This window comes from Methylomonas sp. BW4-1 (assembly GCF_052474385.1).
In genome coordinates this window covers 1,036,620-1,053,154 of sequence record NZ_CP184125.1, presented here as the reverse complement: position 1 = coordinate 1,053,154, position 16,535 = coordinate 1,036,620, and the positions used below count along the sequence as shown (strand labels likewise).

The 16,535-nt window shown below is 51.1% G+C and carries 13 protein-coding genes and 1 tRNA gene; 2 read left to right on the top strand and 12 right to left on the bottom strand.

The window, feature by feature from the left end; all coding sequences use genetic code 11:
* Window positions 1-125 precede the first annotated feature (125 nt).
* The 8 genes from ACH5Y9_RS04695 to ACH5Y9_RS04660 form a co-directional block, all read right to left on the bottom strand.
* On the bottom strand, window positions 126-632 hold the full coding sequence (locus tag ACH5Y9_RS04695) for a DUF4410 domain-containing protein (RefSeq protein WP_445368695.1): 507 nt from the start codon (window positions 630-632) through the stop codon (window positions 126-128).
* Window positions 633-764: 132 nt separating this feature from the next.
* Window positions 765-1,028: a DUF167 domain-containing protein gene (locus ACH5Y9_RS04690; protein ID WP_445368694.1), complete on the bottom strand. Its 264-nt coding sequence runs from the start codon at window positions 1,026-1,028 to the stop codon at window positions 765-767.
* A 1,040-nt stretch (window positions 1,029-2,068) separates the two neighbouring features.
* Window positions 2,069-2,554: a toll/interleukin-1 receptor domain-containing protein gene (locus tag ACH5Y9_RS04685; protein WP_445368693.1), complete on the bottom strand. Its 486-nt coding sequence runs from the start codon at window positions 2,552-2,554 to the stop codon at window positions 2,069-2,071.
* 446 nt (window positions 2,555-3,000) lie between these two features.
* Window positions 3,001-3,228: a type II toxin-antitoxin system MqsA family antitoxin gene (locus ACH5Y9_RS04680; RefSeq protein WP_445368692.1), complete on the bottom strand. Its 228-nt coding sequence runs from the start codon at window positions 3,226-3,228 to the stop codon at window positions 3,001-3,003.
* Window positions 3,225-3,497, bottom strand: a complete 273-nt coding sequence (locus ACH5Y9_RS04675; RefSeq protein WP_445368691.1) for a DUF4258 domain-containing protein — start codon at window positions 3,495-3,497, stop codon at window positions 3,225-3,227. The genes ACH5Y9_RS04680 and ACH5Y9_RS04675 overlap by 4 nt, the downstream gene beginning before the upstream one ends.
* Before the next feature lies 1 nt (window position 3,498).
* The gene (locus ACH5Y9_RS04670; RefSeq protein ID WP_171695778.1) at window positions 3,499-4,188 is read right to left on the bottom strand and encodes a TSCPD domain-containing protein; all 690 of its coding nucleotides are present in this window, start codon (window positions 4,186-4,188) and stop codon (window positions 3,499-3,501) included.
* A gap of 146 nt (window positions 4,189-4,334) precedes the next feature.
* Window positions 4,335-6,485: an adenosylcobalamin-dependent ribonucleoside-diphosphate reductase gene (locus ACH5Y9_RS04665; protein WP_445368690.1), complete on the bottom strand. Its 2,151-nt coding sequence runs from the start codon at window positions 6,483-6,485 to the stop codon at window positions 4,335-4,337.
* Window positions 6,486-7,142: 657 nt separating this feature from the next.
* Window positions 7,143-7,219: transfer RNA gene (locus ACH5Y9_RS04660), tRNA-Val, on the bottom strand.
* A 476-nt stretch (window positions 7,220-7,695) separates the two neighbouring features.
* Between ACH5Y9_RS04660 and ACH5Y9_RS04655 the strand changes: the two genes are divergently transcribed.
* A complete protein-coding gene (locus ACH5Y9_RS04655) occupies window positions 7,696-8,733 on the top strand; it encodes a GGDEF domain-containing protein (RefSeq protein ID WP_033155185.1) in 1,038 nt (345 codons plus the stop codon).
* A 13-nt stretch (window positions 8,734-8,746) separates the two neighbouring features.
* Here the strand turns inward: ACH5Y9_RS04655 and ACH5Y9_RS04650 are convergent, their stop codons facing one another.
* The gene (locus ACH5Y9_RS04650) at window positions 8,747-9,976 is read right to left on the bottom strand and encodes a dicarboxylate/amino acid:cation symporter (RefSeq protein WP_445368689.1); all 1,230 of its coding nucleotides are present in this window, start codon (window positions 9,974-9,976) and stop codon (window positions 8,747-8,749) included.
* 166 nt (window positions 9,977-10,142) lie between these two features.
* Between ACH5Y9_RS04650 and ACH5Y9_RS04645 the strand changes: the two genes are divergently transcribed.
* Window positions 10,143-10,637, top strand: coding sequence for a YchJ family protein (locus tag ACH5Y9_RS04645; protein WP_445368688.1), 495 nt, complete (start codon window positions 10,143-10,145; stop codon window positions 10,635-10,637).
* Window positions 10,638-10,663: 26 nt separating this feature from the next.
* Here ACH5Y9_RS04645 and trmL read toward each other — a convergent pair whose 3' ends face one another.
* The 3 genes from trmL to secA all read right to left on the bottom strand — a co-directional run bounded on the left by trmL (window position 10,664) and on the right by secA (window position 16,525).
* Entirely contained in the window at window positions 10,664-11,131 is a 468-nt protein-coding gene (gene trmL, locus ACH5Y9_RS04640) for a tRNA (uridine(34)/cytosine(34)/5-carboxymethylaminomethyluridine(34)-2'-O)-methyltransferase TrmL (protein WP_445368687.1), read from the bottom strand.
* A gap of 4 nt (window positions 11,132-11,135) precedes the next feature.
* The gene (locus tag ACH5Y9_RS04635) at window positions 11,136-13,640 is read right to left on the bottom strand and encodes a glycogen/starch/alpha-glucan phosphorylase (protein WP_171695783.1); all 2,505 of its coding nucleotides are present in this window, start codon (window positions 13,638-13,640) and stop codon (window positions 11,136-11,138) included.
* Between the two features lie 137 nt (window positions 13,641-13,777).
* On the bottom strand, window positions 13,778-16,525 hold the full coding sequence (gene secA / locus ACH5Y9_RS04630; protein ID WP_445368686.1) for a preprotein translocase subunit SecA: 2,748 nt from the start codon (window positions 16,523-16,525) through the stop codon (window positions 13,778-13,780).
* Window positions 16,526-16,535: the final 10 nt, after the last annotated feature.

Genomic DNA, 16,535 nt, shown 5'->3' with positions numbered 1-16,535 from the left:
GCCATATTACTAAAAGGCCTTGTTAATCAAGGCCTTTTTTATTTTAAAGACTCAGACAACCAACATTTTCTGCAAATGACTCCCGACTGGGCACAAAACCCAATCGACTAAGCAAGCGGAAATGTTTATTTCCCGTTTATCGTCGCCTGTTCAACAATATGCTTTGACGCTTCTTCCAGCAAAATCAGCGTCGATGTTTCCTCGCCGCCTAAATTTCGGAAAGCCTCGTATTGGGTGCCGGGCGCAAATTCCAATCCGGTAAAACGCTCGGCGCCGTCGTAGTCGACTAACAGCTTGCCGCTTTTTGTGTATTTTGCATTGTAGACCAACGATCCCCTGCCCGCGCCGAAACCTACCGTCAATCGTAATGCGGCATTACCCGGATCAAATGCCGAAATCGCCACATCCAGATGCGTAGCATTCTCGTCGGTAACAATATTAAATCCCGCAGTTAATAAAGAAGCCTGGATATAACGCTTGAGTTTATCGACAATCTCCGCGTTCTCGCCACTTACATCAAGCTTAATGTCCTTCCCGTAACTCGAAACACTTTCCGACGATAGTGTTTTCAGTTGGTGAGTCGAACACGCGGTTAAGATCAATAGCGATAGAATCAAAGACAGTAATTGCACATTTACCTCAGTTTTTAAAATCCGTATCACATAAACCCGATTCAATCGAAGATTCGTTGAATATAGCCCCCTCGATTCCGTCAACGCTTCATTGAGGCTTATTATAAAAGGTGCCGCGATCGTGGCGGCTACCTACATAGCTGATTTGCCAATCACCGCCGGCAATTGCTTGGGCGCCTTGATGCGCAGTTGTTTATTGATGTTATAGCGCCCGAACACCACCTCGATATCGCCCGTTGCCACCCCAAACTCTTTGGCCAGAAAGCGCACCATATGATCGGTGGCCTTGCCGCCCACCGGCGCGGCGGTGACGCTGATCTTGAGTTGCTGCCCCTTGGGTTTGCCGATTGCATCCTGCTTGGCGGATGGCGTACCGAGCACATTCAGCACCAGCACGTCGCCATCCCAGACCGCAAAACGAATCCATCACCAATCCCTTGCCCGCTTCCTTAGCCCCGCCCTTCGCTTTGATTTTTTTAGGTTTTGCCATGCTGTCGATTAATTCCGGAAAAATGCGTGTTTAAAAATGAATAACCAACGCGGTCTTTGCAAGACGACGCGGAGCGTCTGGGAACGCACACCTTATCGCGTTTCCAAAGGACGCGAAGGCAATCCCCATGAAGCCGAAGGCACATAAAAATGTCACGTAGGCACCCACCCAGCTTTCGAACATACCCTCGCGAATCCCGAAGGCGCATTCAGCGACCTTGACCGCACCTCCAACACATTTGTCCGTGCCCCCACAGCCGACGAGCACACATTCCGGATATTTTTACATACGCCCGGGAAGTTTTTATACCTCTCCCAAGCCATTGAGAGTGCATTCTCGGGATAATTAGATACGCCAGGAACACCCGGAGATACATTGTTTACAACTACCGATGCGCTCAACGTTGTTCAGCACGTCCTAAAAGGAGACAAGTTTCCGTATGCGACGCCGAGTATTGCCTTGGCTGCCCTGGTCCCCAAACTCCAGTTTGGGAACACCATCTTGAAAGCTCCAGCTTTCGTTGATTTAATCGGGAAGCTAGAGCTTTCAAGACCGAGTAACCAAGCAGGAGCTTGGTTACCAGCCCATCTTCCCACGCAGCACATGGAAAAGAGGAAAACCAACGAGATGAGACGGGGGTTTATCCCGTATGCCGCGCCGAGCACCGGAGGTTTTGCCTAGAATAGCCCGAAGGGGAGCGGCAGGGATGCCGCTCGTTTTCGGAGGGGCAGGAAGCCCCTTCCGAAAACCTTTGGCAAAACCTTCGGCGCAGGATAAAAGCGGCATCCGGGCCGCCTTTTCTTTGGATACTTTCTTTTGGCGACGCAAAAGAAAGTATCGCGGTTGCCGGTCCGCGAACCGGCATTAAATCAATCCTCGCGATAGCGAATCATTGTCGATCGAAACCGGCAATCCCGCGTGGATACAAAAACCGTGCCCACCCTGACTAGATCGTAACTAAATCGGCGATTTTTGCCGCGACCACCGCCATTGAATCTTCTGCAGTATCCAAGCCTGTTCTGGAGGCGAGCAAGGGGCTGATATTACGTAGAGCTCCATATGTAGTGTTGTGTACGATGGGAACGAGCTGGTTACCCGCCAACAGTGCTGAAAGCTCTTTGTCAGCAACGCTCTCCTTTGGTAAGCGATCTAGCATCGCAGGGGTCACTAACACAAGGCCAATTCGTGAATTTGCTAAGCCCTTGTCGATGGCGCGCATCATTGGCACGCCGAGTCCAAGATCCTTCTCACTAAACCAAACTTTGACACCAGCCGCTTCAAGCAAATCGTGCAGCTCTTTAGCCGGTCCTTTGCGGTCATCCCACGCGTGGCATAGGAAAACGTCGCGTAGATCAGGCTGCGCCGCCGCTCGAATCTCAACGGCTTCTCGGATTGGAGTGAGAGACTGAATTTGAGCTGACGTGTAAGACACTGACGAACTTGACCTTGACCAGCTAGGTCTTGGGCTGCTGCGAGACCTAACACCATCAATGCTGTAACTGCTCCCACTACTGCCATACGAAGAGTAAGACAAGCCGTAATGACTATAGCGGCTACTTTTGGAACTGCATGCAGGACAGGCCGCTGCTGCGGCCGCTGAACTATGTCCACGTACTGGTGCTGTACATCTAGCCATGTCATTTCTTCCTTACTTGATTGAGTAGTTCTAACAAAGAATTAAGCCGATCTGTATATCAACCAATAAAATTGGATATACAGCACCGAGCGTATAAGCAATTCCACCCTACACTAATTGCTTAAATGCAAACCGGCGGCAGGGCCGTAGGGCGCATAGGCGATAGCGCCATGCGCCAAATGATTTAATGCCATCGCGGCGGAAGACGCTTCGCTTTTCCGTCCTAATTCATACAACGATCTTCACGCCGCCCGATATTGCCGCACATCAATCTCGACACCGGCATTAATAGCGGACTCCGCTTGATCAAGAATCGAACGAGTGACGTCATCGCCAAAATATTCTTCGCCGCAGTTATTACAAATCTGCGCCGGCACTTTTTTAAACACCAAGGTTGCAGAGCCTCGTTCCAAAGTCAGGCTAGCTGTACCGTTGGTGGTATCACCATGTTTACAAATCGGACACTTCATGGACGTTTCCTCTTGAAGTCGTTTTCCCAAAGAATCGGGCTTGGTTGATAAGCCGTGATGACAATAATCTCATCATCTTGGGCTGTTGCTATTAAAACGTGAAGCGGATTTCCATTTACCCAACCCAAAATTAATTGGCTGGGATATGGCGTGTCGTTGGGATAATTCGCGATCACTTCACCGCTGGCCAACACTGACCGAATATCCTGATCAGTGATTCTGCGTTCAAACATACGTATGATTGCGTGCTTGCGATATATCAGCTTCATTTTAGCCGCACTTGCTTTCACCGCAATTGAGACAGGTCATACACCCATCCATCAACACCATCGCTTTAGTCGAACATTTCACGCACAACACCGCTTTCTCCGGGAACGCCTGCCCCTCCGTCGTGCCATGCTGGGCTTCAAACTCCCGGCGCTTTTCGTCGACCAATTGCTGGTGATGATCGCTGAGTTTTTCCGGCTTGATCATGCCGATGTGTTTCATGTGCGATTCGATGGCGTGGCCGATCTCGGCGACCAGGGACGGCATGAAGACCCCGCCTTTTTTGAAATAGCCGCCCTGCGGGTCGAAAACGGCTTTCATTTCTTCCACCAAAAAGGTGGCGTCACCGCCTTTACGAAACACCGCCGAAATCAAGCGGGTCAGCGCCAGCACCCATTGAAAATGCTCCATGTTTTTGGAGTTGATGAAGATTTCGTAAGGTCTGCGTTCCTGATGCACCGTACCTTCGTTCAAGATGATGTCGTTGATGGTGATGTACAGGGCATGCTCGGACTGCGGGGTTTTAATCTTATAAGTGGAGCCGAGCAGCATCTCCGGGCGCGCCAGGTTTTCGTGCATTTCCTCCAGGGAAGGTTTTGCCACTTCGGCTTCCGCCTGGGCAGCTGCCTCCAGGTTTTCTTTGGTCAGCACTTTGTAGCCGACGATTTTTTTGTTGATTTTGTGTAGGGTCATGGGGGTATCTCATATTCTGTGTAAGTTGGGTTCACCCAAAGGGTGTAAAAGGCGCTAGCCGTAACCCAACACTCATAATGGCCAAATGTTGGGTTACGCTAGGCTTTTATGCCCTGCGGGTAAACCCAACCTACATTTTTTAAAAATCAAAACTTGCCGTAATAGCCTTCTTTCAAAGCATCAAACAAGTTGGCAGCGGTGTGGGTTTCGCCATCGTATTCCACTTCTTCGTTGCCTTTAAATTCCACCACATGGCCGTCTTCCAGGGTGAACTGGTAGGTGGTGTTTTCCAGGTCGGATTCCTTGACCAACACGCCCTGAAACACTTCCGGGTTGAAGCGGAAAGTGGTGCAGCCTTTCAGGCCTTGGTCGTAGGCGTATTCGTAGATGGACTTGAAGTCTTCGTACGGATAATCGGTCGGCACGTTGGCGGTTTTCGAGATGGACGAGTCGATCCAGCGTTGCGCAGCGGCTTGAATATCGACATGCTGTTTGGGGCTGATGTCATCGGCAGCGATGAAATAATCCGGCAATTGCTGAGCCGGATCCTGGCTGTATGGCATGGCTTGCGGGTTGATCAGCTCGCGGTATGCCAGCAATTCAAAGGAAAACACGTCGATTTTTTCCTTGGACTTTTTGCCTTCGCGGATTACGTTGCGCGAATAATGATGGGCAAAGCTCGGTTCAATACCGTTGCTGGCGTTGTTGGCCAGCGACAGTGAGATGGTGCCGGTCGGCGCGATCGAGCTGTGGTGGGTAAAGCGGCAGCCAACTTCCGCCAGTTCCGCGACCAATTCCGGCAGTTCCTGCGCGACTTTTTGCATGTAGCGGCTGTATTTGGCGTGCAAAACTTTACCGGGCACTTGGTCGCCCAGTTTGTAACCGTCCGCCGTCATTTCCGGGCGTTTGTGCAGCATTTCGCCGGTGACGGTGAACAGCTGGTCCATGATAGGTGCCGGGCCCTTTTCTTTCGCCAGTTCCAGGCCGGCTTTCCAGCCTTCCAAAGCCAACTCTTTGGTCACTTGTTCGGTAAATGCCAGAGACTCTTCATTGCCGTATTTCATGCCCAACATGGTGATGGTGGAACCCAAGCCTAAATAGCCCATGCCGTGGCGGCGTTTGCCAATGATTTCTTCGCGCTGTTTTTCCAAAGGCAGGCCGTTGATCTCGACGACGTTATCCAACATGCGGGTAAAGATACGAATAGTTTTACGATAAGCTTCCCAATCGAAGCGGGCTTCTTTGGAGAATGGTTTATCGATGAAGCGGGTCAGGTTGATCGAGCCCAGCAAGCAACTGCCGTAAGGCGGTAAAGGTTGTTCGCCGCAAGGGTTGGTAGCGCGGATGTGCTCACAAAACCAGTTGTTGTTCATCTCGTTGACTTTGTCGATCAAGATAAATCCCGGTTCAGCGTAATCGTAAGTGGAGGACATGATGATGTCCCACAAGCGGCGGGCCGGCATGACTTTGGTAATGCGGCAAGCTACCAAGCCGGCGTCGTTGACCACATAGCCTTTTTTATTGGGCAGATCGCGCCAGACGATTTTGTCGGTATCGGTTAAATCCAGTTTATCGGCATTGGCTTCGCGTTCGGTAACCGGAAAAGACAGCGGCCATTGGCCGTTGCTTTTAACGGCTTCGACGAATTCGCTGGTAATCAGCAGCGACAGGTTGAACTGGCGCAAGCGGCCGTCCTCGCGTTTGGCGCGGATAAAGTCCACCACGTCCGGATGGGCGACGTCGAAGGTAGCCATTTGCGCGCCACGGCGGCCGCCGGCCGACGATACGGTGAAACACATCTTGTCGTAAATATCCATGAACGACAACGGGCCGGAGGTATAGGCGCCGGCGCCTGATACATAAGCGTCTCGCGGCCGTAATGTCGAAAATTCGTAACCAATACCGCAACCGGCTTTCAGGGTCAGACCGGCTTCGTGAACCTTGTGCAGAATATCGTCCATCGAATCTTCGATAATGCCGGACACGGTGCAGTTGATAGTGGAGGTGGCCGGTTTATGATCCAAAGCGCCGGCGTTGGAGGTGATGCGGCCGGCCGGGATCACGCCTTTCCGCAGCGCCCACAGAAATTCTTTGTAGTGTTTTTCTTGCAGCGCCTTGGTTTTCTCCACACTAGACAGGGCCTTGGCGACGCGCTTGTAGGTGTCATCAATGGTTTCGTCAATCGCTTTGCCATCCTTGGTTTTTAAGCGGTATTTGCTGTCCCAAATATCCAGGGAAGCACTTTGCAGCGGGATTTCGGTGGCGTCTTGTGTCACAACATGAAGTTTTGCGGTCATTCGTGGATTCCCTTTTCTAATTGAATGGTTATAGGCCTATCTTGCCGCTCCGGCACGGCTAAGATGTTGATGTTTATTGGATTAAAACCGAAAACAATACAGTCCGGCGATATACTGCATATAGTGTCTATGTTGAAATTCTAGCACAACATATTGTGTTGTCAGCGGGAAATTTTTACTAAATAGCCGCACTTGCGTGCTTTGTTTTTTAACTCAAGGAGTTAGCGGCGGCATTTAATTTCAATTTCCTAATTAGATGGCCTAGCCATAAGATTTCGAATTGAGCGGATGGTTTACTCAGGCGCGGGAGGAGTCGAGGTTGCCGTATCAACCAATTATTCCCGGAATGCGGACGCGCCTAACAACAGCGGACCACCACTGCATTTGGTGTTTATCGTGGGGATTGAAAATGGCGTCAATAAGACAGACAGTTCTGGGTTGCGCTCGGCCTGGGCCAGTCAAAGGGCTGGAAGTAATGGAGAGTTCGCTAAACCGCAAAGCTAACAATGGCAAGGCAAAACCCAGCTTGCCATTTTGCCGAAAATAGGAATCCGTTGCGACGAATTGGCGTAGCGCTTGCCTTAGGAATGTTGATTGGGACGCTTGAGATTACCGAATAAGAATCGTGGGAGATTCTATGTTTAACCTCCGATAGTCTGGTGGGTGCTGAGGGGTTCGAACCCCCGACCCTCGCCTTGTAAGGGCGATGCTCTCCCAGACTGAGCTAAGCACCCGACTAAAGGACGCGCATTCTATCCAAAACTGGAGCTGCTGCAAAATGTTTTGTTAACTTTGCGATGCAAATACTCGTGCCACACGTGCGGTTGCCAAGAGTTTGCATTCTCCGGACAGCCATTAGAAAAACAGCCGGTACACGCAAACCATTTCTAGAAAAAATTACACTGAAAAACTCACCCTCTCAAAACCCGCCCCTACACGCAAACTGCAAACACCGTGTGCGTCAGCTTATTTTCCGGATCTATTGAAAAATCCCGGTTTTAAGTTACCTTTATGTAGGCTTATGACTACGTAAAATGAAAGCCTGGAGGCTCATAGTGTTTCAAGCACAATTATCCAAGTTACCTTAAGACACGTTCTACTAAGCGCTAAACCCGGCGCATCGATACGGAACAATCGAAAGCAGTGACAGGGTTAACAATCCCGGCGCGAGCAGTACTTAAACCGTTATACGTTTATCGACAAAAATCTGATGAGTAAAGGCACCACTTACATACCGATTTACGATTTCTCGCCGAGCGTTAACGCCGGCCATCTAAAACAAATCCTGCCATTATTGATGCGTCATAACGTTGCTGCCAATCCCATCAACTACGCTATTTGGTACGACTATGTGGCCGGCGGCAACCCAAGCTTAAACAAAGCAGTCGACTCGTTGCTCGCCGAAAACAAGGCCTTCGATTACGACAACAGCGTCGAGCTTTACAAATCACACATTTGTAATGCGTCTTTGGAATCTTTCGAGCAAATCAACCGGCAACTGCACAAAGTCATCGAGCAAGCCACTAGCGCGATCAACGAAACTTACAACAAGGCCGAAGAGACCAACGACAGCTTTCAGAAAAAATCAGTCATCTTGGAAACTTTCTCCGCTTCAGACGGCTTGAAAACCATCTTGGAAGAAATCATTCAGGAAACCAAAGCGCTGGCGATGACCAGTCAGGCCATGCAAACCAAGCTGACCGAAGCCAACCAAGAAATGGAGCAATTGCGCACCGAGCTGGCTCAAGCCAGACAAATCGCCACCACCGACGGTTTAACCGGCTTGTTGAATCGGCGCGCGTTCGACATGACCCTGGCCGAAATCATCGAACAATCCGCACCCGATACCGCGTGCCTGTCGATGCTGGACATAGACCATTTCAAACGCATTAATGACACTTACGGCCACACTATCGGCGACAATGTCATTAAATATGTAGCAAATTTAATGAAGAAACACGCCGAGGAACATCATCACGTTGCGCGTTACGGCGGTGAGGAACTAGCGATTATCATGCCCAATACCAGCCACGAAAAGGCGGTAGAAATCTCCGAAAATATTCGCACCGCGATGGCAGCCAGCCGCTTGCAACGCAAAAACGACAACCAGTCGCTGGGCAAAATCACCTTGTCGATAGGCGTTGCCAGATTGCAATCCGGCGATAATCCGGAAAGCTTTATCGTCCGCGCAGATAACGCCTTGTATAAAGCCAAGCAAAGCGGCCGCAATCGGGTAATCCATTCATAAACCGCAGAAAAAACTAGCGATCCGTCAAGCGCTGTACCACTAAGCAACCCACCATATCGCCCTCGACGTTGACCATGGTCCGCACCGTATCCAGTATGCGGTCTATGGGTAACAGTATCGCAATGGCTTCGGTCGGGAGACCAACCGATTGCAACACCATCATCATGGTCACCATGCCGGCACTGGGGATGCCCGGCGCGCCCATGGCGGCGATCATCGTGGTAAAACACACGATCAATTGTTGCGCCAAATCCAGCTCTATGCCGGCTAAATTAGCGACAAATAACGCAGCGGCAGCTTCGTAGAGCGCGGTGCCGTCCATATTGACCGTGGCACCCAGCGGCACCACGAAACCGGCAATACCGGGTTTGACGTGCAAATGCTGTTCAACGCAACGCAAGGTGACCGGCAATGTCGCCGAGCTGGAACTGGTGGCAAATGCGGTGATTAAGGCTTCCCTGGCGCCCAGAAAAAACTTCAGCGGCGAAACCTTGGCAACTATACCTAACAACAAAGGCAACACGACCAAGCCATGCAGCATGGTGGTGCCAATGACCACCGCGACAAATTCCGCCAAACTGCTTAACAAGGCCAGATTTTGCGTCGCCAGAAACTGCGCCAGCAAAGCCATGATGCCCAGCGGCGCCAGCCGCATAATCCAGCCGACCAAGCGCAGCATCAACTCCAAGCCTTCCTTCAACAGCAGCAAGATATTGCGATAACGATCCCCTCCCACTACCAAAGCAATACCCAACAACAGTGCAAACATCACGATTGCCAGGATATTGGCCTGCGCTAGTGCCGCGAACGGGTTAACGAATAAGCCATGCAGGAAGCTGGCTACAAATTGCGCAAAGCTCATTTGCTTGGCGGCGAAGTTGGGAACAGCGTTATTGAACAAGTCCAGATTCAGACCTTTTCCGGGCTGGAATATATTTGCCGCCGCCACGCCCAGCAGGATAGCCAGAGCCATAGAGACCACAAAAAAAATCAACGTATACAGCCAGACTCGATGCAATTGGCCGTGCATACGCAAATTTGCCACCCCAACCGCAATGGAAGTAAACACCAAAGGCACCAAGACCATTTTCAACAAATCCATGAATAAAGTACTCAATAGACCGCAAACGTAGATACCTTGTTTGCTAAGCGCGGCGTCCTGTCCCAATTTGGCGAATCCCATGCCCAACGCTACGCCGAATACGGCACCCAGAAAAATTTGTGTGTTTAGTGCGACTTTCAATCCGGCCTCCTGAAAATACGCTGATCGTAAAACCCCAAAGCTTAGAGATTTATCATAACAAGCCCGGCCCCCATCATCTAACAGTCTCTGTCAGTGCGCGGATACGTTCCGCCGAGAGCGGCTAAGATTGGCTTTTGGCTTGTCTATTTCGGTAAAATCCGCCGCTATGACGACAATCACCGACCCACTAGAAACTTGTTTATGCGGCTCCGGCCTGGATTATGCCGACTGCTGCGGCCGCTATCAAAGCGGCGAACACTACGCGCCGACTGCGGAAGCCTTGATGCGCTCGCGTTTTAGTGCCTATGCCCGGCGCGATGTGGACTATTTATTGAATACTTGGGATACCAGCAAACGGCCAGCAGCCATCGACTTTTCCAAGGAAACCGCGCAATGGCAAAAACTGACGATAGTCAGCACCAAAAAAGGCAGCGCCCAAGACAGCAAGGGCATTGTCGAGTTTAAGGCTTTTTACCGACAAGACGGCGAAGACTATTTCATGCACGAAATCAGTCGCTTCGTTAAATCCAATTCCCGCTGGTTTTATCTGGACGGCGTCATCAAAGCCGCAGGCAAAGTCGCGTCAAGCACGGATACCGGCAAAAATGCGCCTTGTCCGTGCGGCAGCGGCAAGAAATTTAAACGTTGCTGCGGGCGCTGAAAACCGGCACGCTAAGCTTCATCAAGTCAACGAGCCGCATACACAAAATTCAATTGCTTCCAGGCTTCGTAAAGCACTATAGCTACGGTATTGGAGAGATTAAGACTGCGGCTTTCCTTACGCATCGGCAAATATAACTGTAGATCGGCCGGATGTTGACTGAGAAATGCGGCCGGTAAGCCACGGGTTTCCGGACCGAATAACAAGGCATCTCCGGCTTTGTATCGCACCTCGCTGTAACCGGTGTGGCCTTTGGTGGTTAACGCAAATAAGCGCTGGGGCTTGGCTTTTTCGACGTAATCGTGCAAGGAACCGTACTGGCGGATGTTCACCCATTCATGATAATCCAGCCCGGCGCGACGCAGACGTTTGTCGTCCAGATCAAAGCCCAAAGGCTGGATTAAATGCAGATGCGCACCGGTATTCGCGCATAAACGGATGATATTGCCGGTATTGGCCGGTATTTCCGGCTCGAACAAGACAATATCCAGCATTGTTTCAGTATTTTTCCACGTCCACCGGCGACAGCTTCCAAATCTCGCGGTTGTATTCGCTAATCGTTCTATCGGTGGAAAACTTACCGCTGGCCGCGGTATTGAGAATACTCATTTTGGTCCAGCGCTCTTGATCACGCCAAGTTTGCTCGACGCGCTTCTGTGCTTCCAGATAACTGCGAAAATCGGCGATAGTCATCCAAGGATCGTGCGGACTTTTAATCGAGGCAATGATGTCGTCGAAAATCCCCGGCTCAAACTGATTGAAATGCCCGCATTCCAGCAAGCGCATCACGCCTTGTAAGTCGCTATCCTGATTGATGAACCATTGTGGATCATAGTGTGGCCGCATCGCCTCCACTTCGGTTTCGGTCAAGCCGAACAGGAAGAAATTGTCGGCACCGACCTCTTCACGAATTTCGATGTTGGCACCGTCCAAGGTACCGATGGTCAGCGCGCCGTTCATCATGAACTTCATGTTACCGGTACCGGACGCTTCCTTGCCGGCAGTCGAAATTTGTTCGGACAAATCCGCGCCCGGACAGATTTTTTCCATCGCCGATACGCAGTAATTGGGCATAAACACCAATCTCAGCTTGTTGCCTACTTCCGGGTCTTCATTAATGACACTGCCGACATTGTTAATCAGCTTGATGATCTTTTTCGCCATGACATAGCCAGGGGCCGCCTTGCCGCCGATCAAGACGCAACGATCCACCCAGTTTTGCGTATCGCCGCGTTTAATCCGATCATAAAGATGAATCACATGCAGCACATTCAAAATTTGCCGCTTGTATTCGTGGATACGTTTAACCTGCACATCAAACAAAGCATCGACATTGATTTCAATGTCATGTTCTTCTTTTTTGTAGTCAACCAAACGTTGTTTACTGGCCCGATTCAAGTCGTACCATTTTTGCCTGAACGCCGCGTCCTCGGCATAAGGCGCTAATTTGGACAGCTGAGACAGGTCGGTAATCCAGCCGTCACCAATCGTTGCGGTGATAAACTCAGCCAATTCCGGATTACAGCCGGCCAGCCAGCGTCTAGGGGTCACACCGTTAGTTTTGTTATTAAATTTTTGCGGCCAGAGCTCATAAAAATCTTTAAACAAGCCTTCCTGCAACAGCTTGGAATGCAGCTCGGCGACACCGTTGACAGAAAAACTGCCGACGATAGCCAAAAATGCCATCCGCACCTGTTTTTGATAGCCCTCTTCGATGATGGACATCCGCGCCATGCGTGGATTGTCGCCAGGCCAACGCGCCGACACTTCAGCCATGAAGTGTGCGTTGATTTCAAAAATAATTTCCATCAAGCGCGGCAGCAAATGCTGCATCAGATTGACCGACCATTTTTCCAAGGCCTCGGGCAACAAGGTATGATTGGTGTAGGCCATCGTTTGCCGCGTGATGTTCCAGGCTTCTTTCCAAGGTAAACCGTGAATATCCATCAGCAAGCGCATCAGCTCGGCCACCGCGATGCTGGGATGGGTGTCGTTGAGCTGAAAGCAGTTTTTCTCGGCAAATTTACTGAAATTATTACCGTGGCGCCCCACCCAGTTGGCGATGACGTCCTGCAAACTCGCGGAGGCCAGCAGATATTGCTGTTGCAGGCGCAAGGCTTTGCCGTTTTCGTTGGCATCGTTGGGATACAACACCATCGTAATGTTTTCGGCGGTGTTTTTCTCCGCCACGGCTTCGGCGTAATCACCGGCATTGAATTCCTGCAAATTGAATTCTTCCGTGGCGATGGCTTTCCACAAGCGCAGAGTATTGACCGTACCGTTTTTATAGCCAGGCACCGGCGTGTCGTAAGGCATGGCGATCACATCATGAGTATCCAGCCAGCTGGTGCGCTTGTTGCCTTTTTCGTCGATGTGGGTTTGGGTGTGGCCGCCGAATTTGATGCGGTGCATGTATTCGGGACGTTCTATTTCCCAGACATTGCCCATCCTCAGCCAGTGATCGGGTTTCTCGACCTGCTCGCCGTTGACGATTTGTTGCGAAAACATGCCGTATTCATAACGCAAACCATAGCCCGTGACCGGTAGTTGCAAGGTGGCACAACTATCGATGAAACACGCCGCCAAGCGTCCCAAGCCGCCATTACCTAGACCTGCGTCCGGCTCACTCTCGATGAGTTCCTCGGCTTCCAAACCCAAGTCATACAAGGCTTGCGTGACAATATCGTCAACCCCGAGATTCAACATGGCGTTGCTCAAAGAACGCCCCATCAAAAACTCCATCGACAGATAGAAGGCCTTTTTACAATCGGAGTCGCGATAGACGTTGTAGGTTTTCTTCCAGCGTTCGACCAAACGGTCGCTGATCGCCAAAGACAAGGCTTCGTAGGCGTAATGCGGAGAACGGCAATTTTCATCGCGCCCGAGCCGATGACTGTAGTAGTGTTTGAAGTCGGCGATGAAATGCTTTTTTTCCATGCCCAACTTGGGGAGCTTGGTAATATCGGCGGCGGGATTACTCTTATTAAAGACTCTATGCGGCATAGTACTTACCCTTGAGGACAGTGAAAATTAAAAGCCGTGGGCCGCTGGTTTTGCAAGGCTGAAAGCGATGCCAAAGGCCCTCTAAATCGAATTGTCGGGCAGCCGCGACGCCCGGTTTGGGGCGCCGCGGTTAAACATTAGTTCAATTTGCCGTGGCATTGCTTGTACTTTTTACCGGAACCGCAGGGGCATGGGTCGTTACGGCCCACTTTGTTGCCGAGTCTGACAAAAGGCTGCTCCGCGTTCTCCGGGTCTGAGTCTGGCTGAGCTGCTGGTGCCACGGGCTCTTCTTCAAAAATGGAGTGGGCTTCCGCGTGTTCGTAGTGCATTTCCAGCGGTGCTTGGCGTTGTTCGTCGATCGCCTGCACGTCTTCTTCACGCGCCACTTGCACCTTGGCGAGTATACCCACCACTTCCTGCTTGATATGCGTCAACAGGCCGGTAAACATTTGGAACGACTCGCGCTTGTATTCCTGCTTGGGATCTTTTTGCGCATAGCCTCTGAAATGAATACCTTGGCGCAATTGGTCCATCGCCGCCAGATGTTCTTTCCAGCTATTATCCAGCACTTGCAACATCACGGATTTCTCGAAATGCCTTAGCACTTGCACACCTACGGCCTCTTCGCGGGCGCGGCTTTCTTGCTCGGCTTTTTCGATAATCAGCCGGCGCAATTTCGCTTCATTCAGGGTACGGTCGTGCTCCAGCATTTCCACTAGCGGCATCTGCAGATTAAATTCTTGCTGCAAATGGGTTTCCAATCCACGCACATCCCATTGCTCTTCCATGGTTTTCGGCGGAATGTATTCGGTGATGACGTCGTTCAACACGTCAGCACGAATCGCGTTGATAATGTCGTTGATGTCTTCGGCAGCCATCAACTCATTGCGCTGCGCGTAAATAACCTTACGTTGATCGTTGGCGACATCGTCGTACGCCAGAATTTCTTTGCGAATATCGAAATTACGATTCTCGACTTTGCGTTGCGCGCTTTCGATGGAACGAGTCACCCATGGATGCTCAATCGCTTCACCTTCTTCCATACCCAGTTTTTGCATCAAGCTGGCGACGCGCTCGGACGCGAAAATCCGCATCAAATCGTCTTCCAGCGACAGATAAAAACGGGTCGAACCCGGATCGCCCTGCCGACCGGAACGGCCGCGCAACTGGTTGTCGATCCGCCGCGATTCGTGACGTTCCGAGCCGATGACATGCAGACCGCCGCTGGCCAAGACTTTTTCATGTCTTTCCTGCCAAGCAGCACGCACGCGCTCTTTATCGGCTTCGCTGGCATCCGGTCCCAAGGCTGCCAGTTCGGCATTCAGATTACCACCCAACACGATATCGGTACCGCGACCGGCCATGTTAGTCGCAATCGTGACCGCGCCTGGCATACCGGCATTTTCGACAATGTGCGCTTCGCGCTCGTGCTGTTTAGCATTCAAGACTTCATGGCGGATGTTTTGTTGTTGCAGCATCCGGGAGATTAATTCAGAATTTTCGATCGACGTCGTACCCACCAACACCGGTTGGCCGCGCTGCACGCAATCTTTGATGTCTTCGATGACAGCCTTGTATTTTTCCCGCGCCGACAGATAAACCAAATCGCCCTTATCTTTACGGATCATAGGTCTGTGGGTAGGAATAACCACCACTTCCAGGCCGTAGATTTTGTTCAACTCAAACGCTTCGGTATCCGCAGTACCGGTCATACCGGATAATTTGTTGTAAAGACGGAAATAATTCTGGAAGGTAATGGAAGCCAGCGTTTGGTTTTCGTTTTGAATAGTCACGTTTTCCTTGGCTTCCATCGCTTGATGCAAACCTTCGGACCAGCGCCGACCGCTCATCATCCGGCCGGTGAATTCGTCGACGATGACGACCTGACCGTCCTTCACTACATAATCCACGTCTTTTTGGAACAGTACGTGAGCTCGCAGCGATGCGTTCAAATAGTGCATCAAGCGGATGTTGGCGGCTTCGTATAATGTGGAGCCGTCGGCTATCAAGCCGTGCTCCGCCAACAAGCGTTCCACATGTTCGTAACCGGCTTCGGTCAGATGAATCTGCCGGGATTTTTCATCGACCGCATAATCGCCGGGCATTTGATCCTGTTTTTCCGGATCGTCGGCTTTTTCCTGTTTGGTCAGGTAGGGAATGATTTGATTGGTCTTCAGGTAAATATCGGTACTGCCTTCCGCCTGGCCGGAGATGATCAAAGGCGTTCTGGCTTCGTCGATCAGAATAGAGTCAACTTCGTCGACGATGGCAAAATTCAGATCACGCTGGACTTTTTGTTCCAGGCTGAAAGCCATGTTGTCACGCAGATAATCGAAACCAAATTCGTTGTTGGTGCCGTAAGTAATATCCGCCGCATAGGCAACCTGGCGTTGCTCATGGGTCAAATCGCTGACGATGACGCCGGTGGTCAAGCCCAGGAAACCGTATAGTTTGCCCATCCATTCCGCGTCGCGGCGGGCCAAGTAATCATTGACGGTCACCACATGCACGCCTTTACCCGGCAAGGCATTCAAATAGGCGGCCAAGGTAGCCATCAGGGTTTTACCCTCACCGGTTTTCATCTCGGCTATCTTGCCGCTGTGCAAGACCATGCCGCCAATCAACTGCACGTCGAAATGCCGCATGCCAAATACACGGGTCGAGGCCTCCCGCACGGCGGCAAAGGCTTCTGGGAGTAAATTGTCTAAGTTTTCGCCTTGGGCCAGGCGGTCGCGAAATTCCTGCGTCTTGGCTTGTAACGCCGCATCGGATAATTTTTCGTATTCGGCGGCCAGAGCATTGACTTTCTTGACTAGCTTGCGTTTCTTCTTGACCAGCCTGTCGTTGCGGCTGCCAACTACCAATTTAACCAGCTTACCCAGCATGATATTTCCA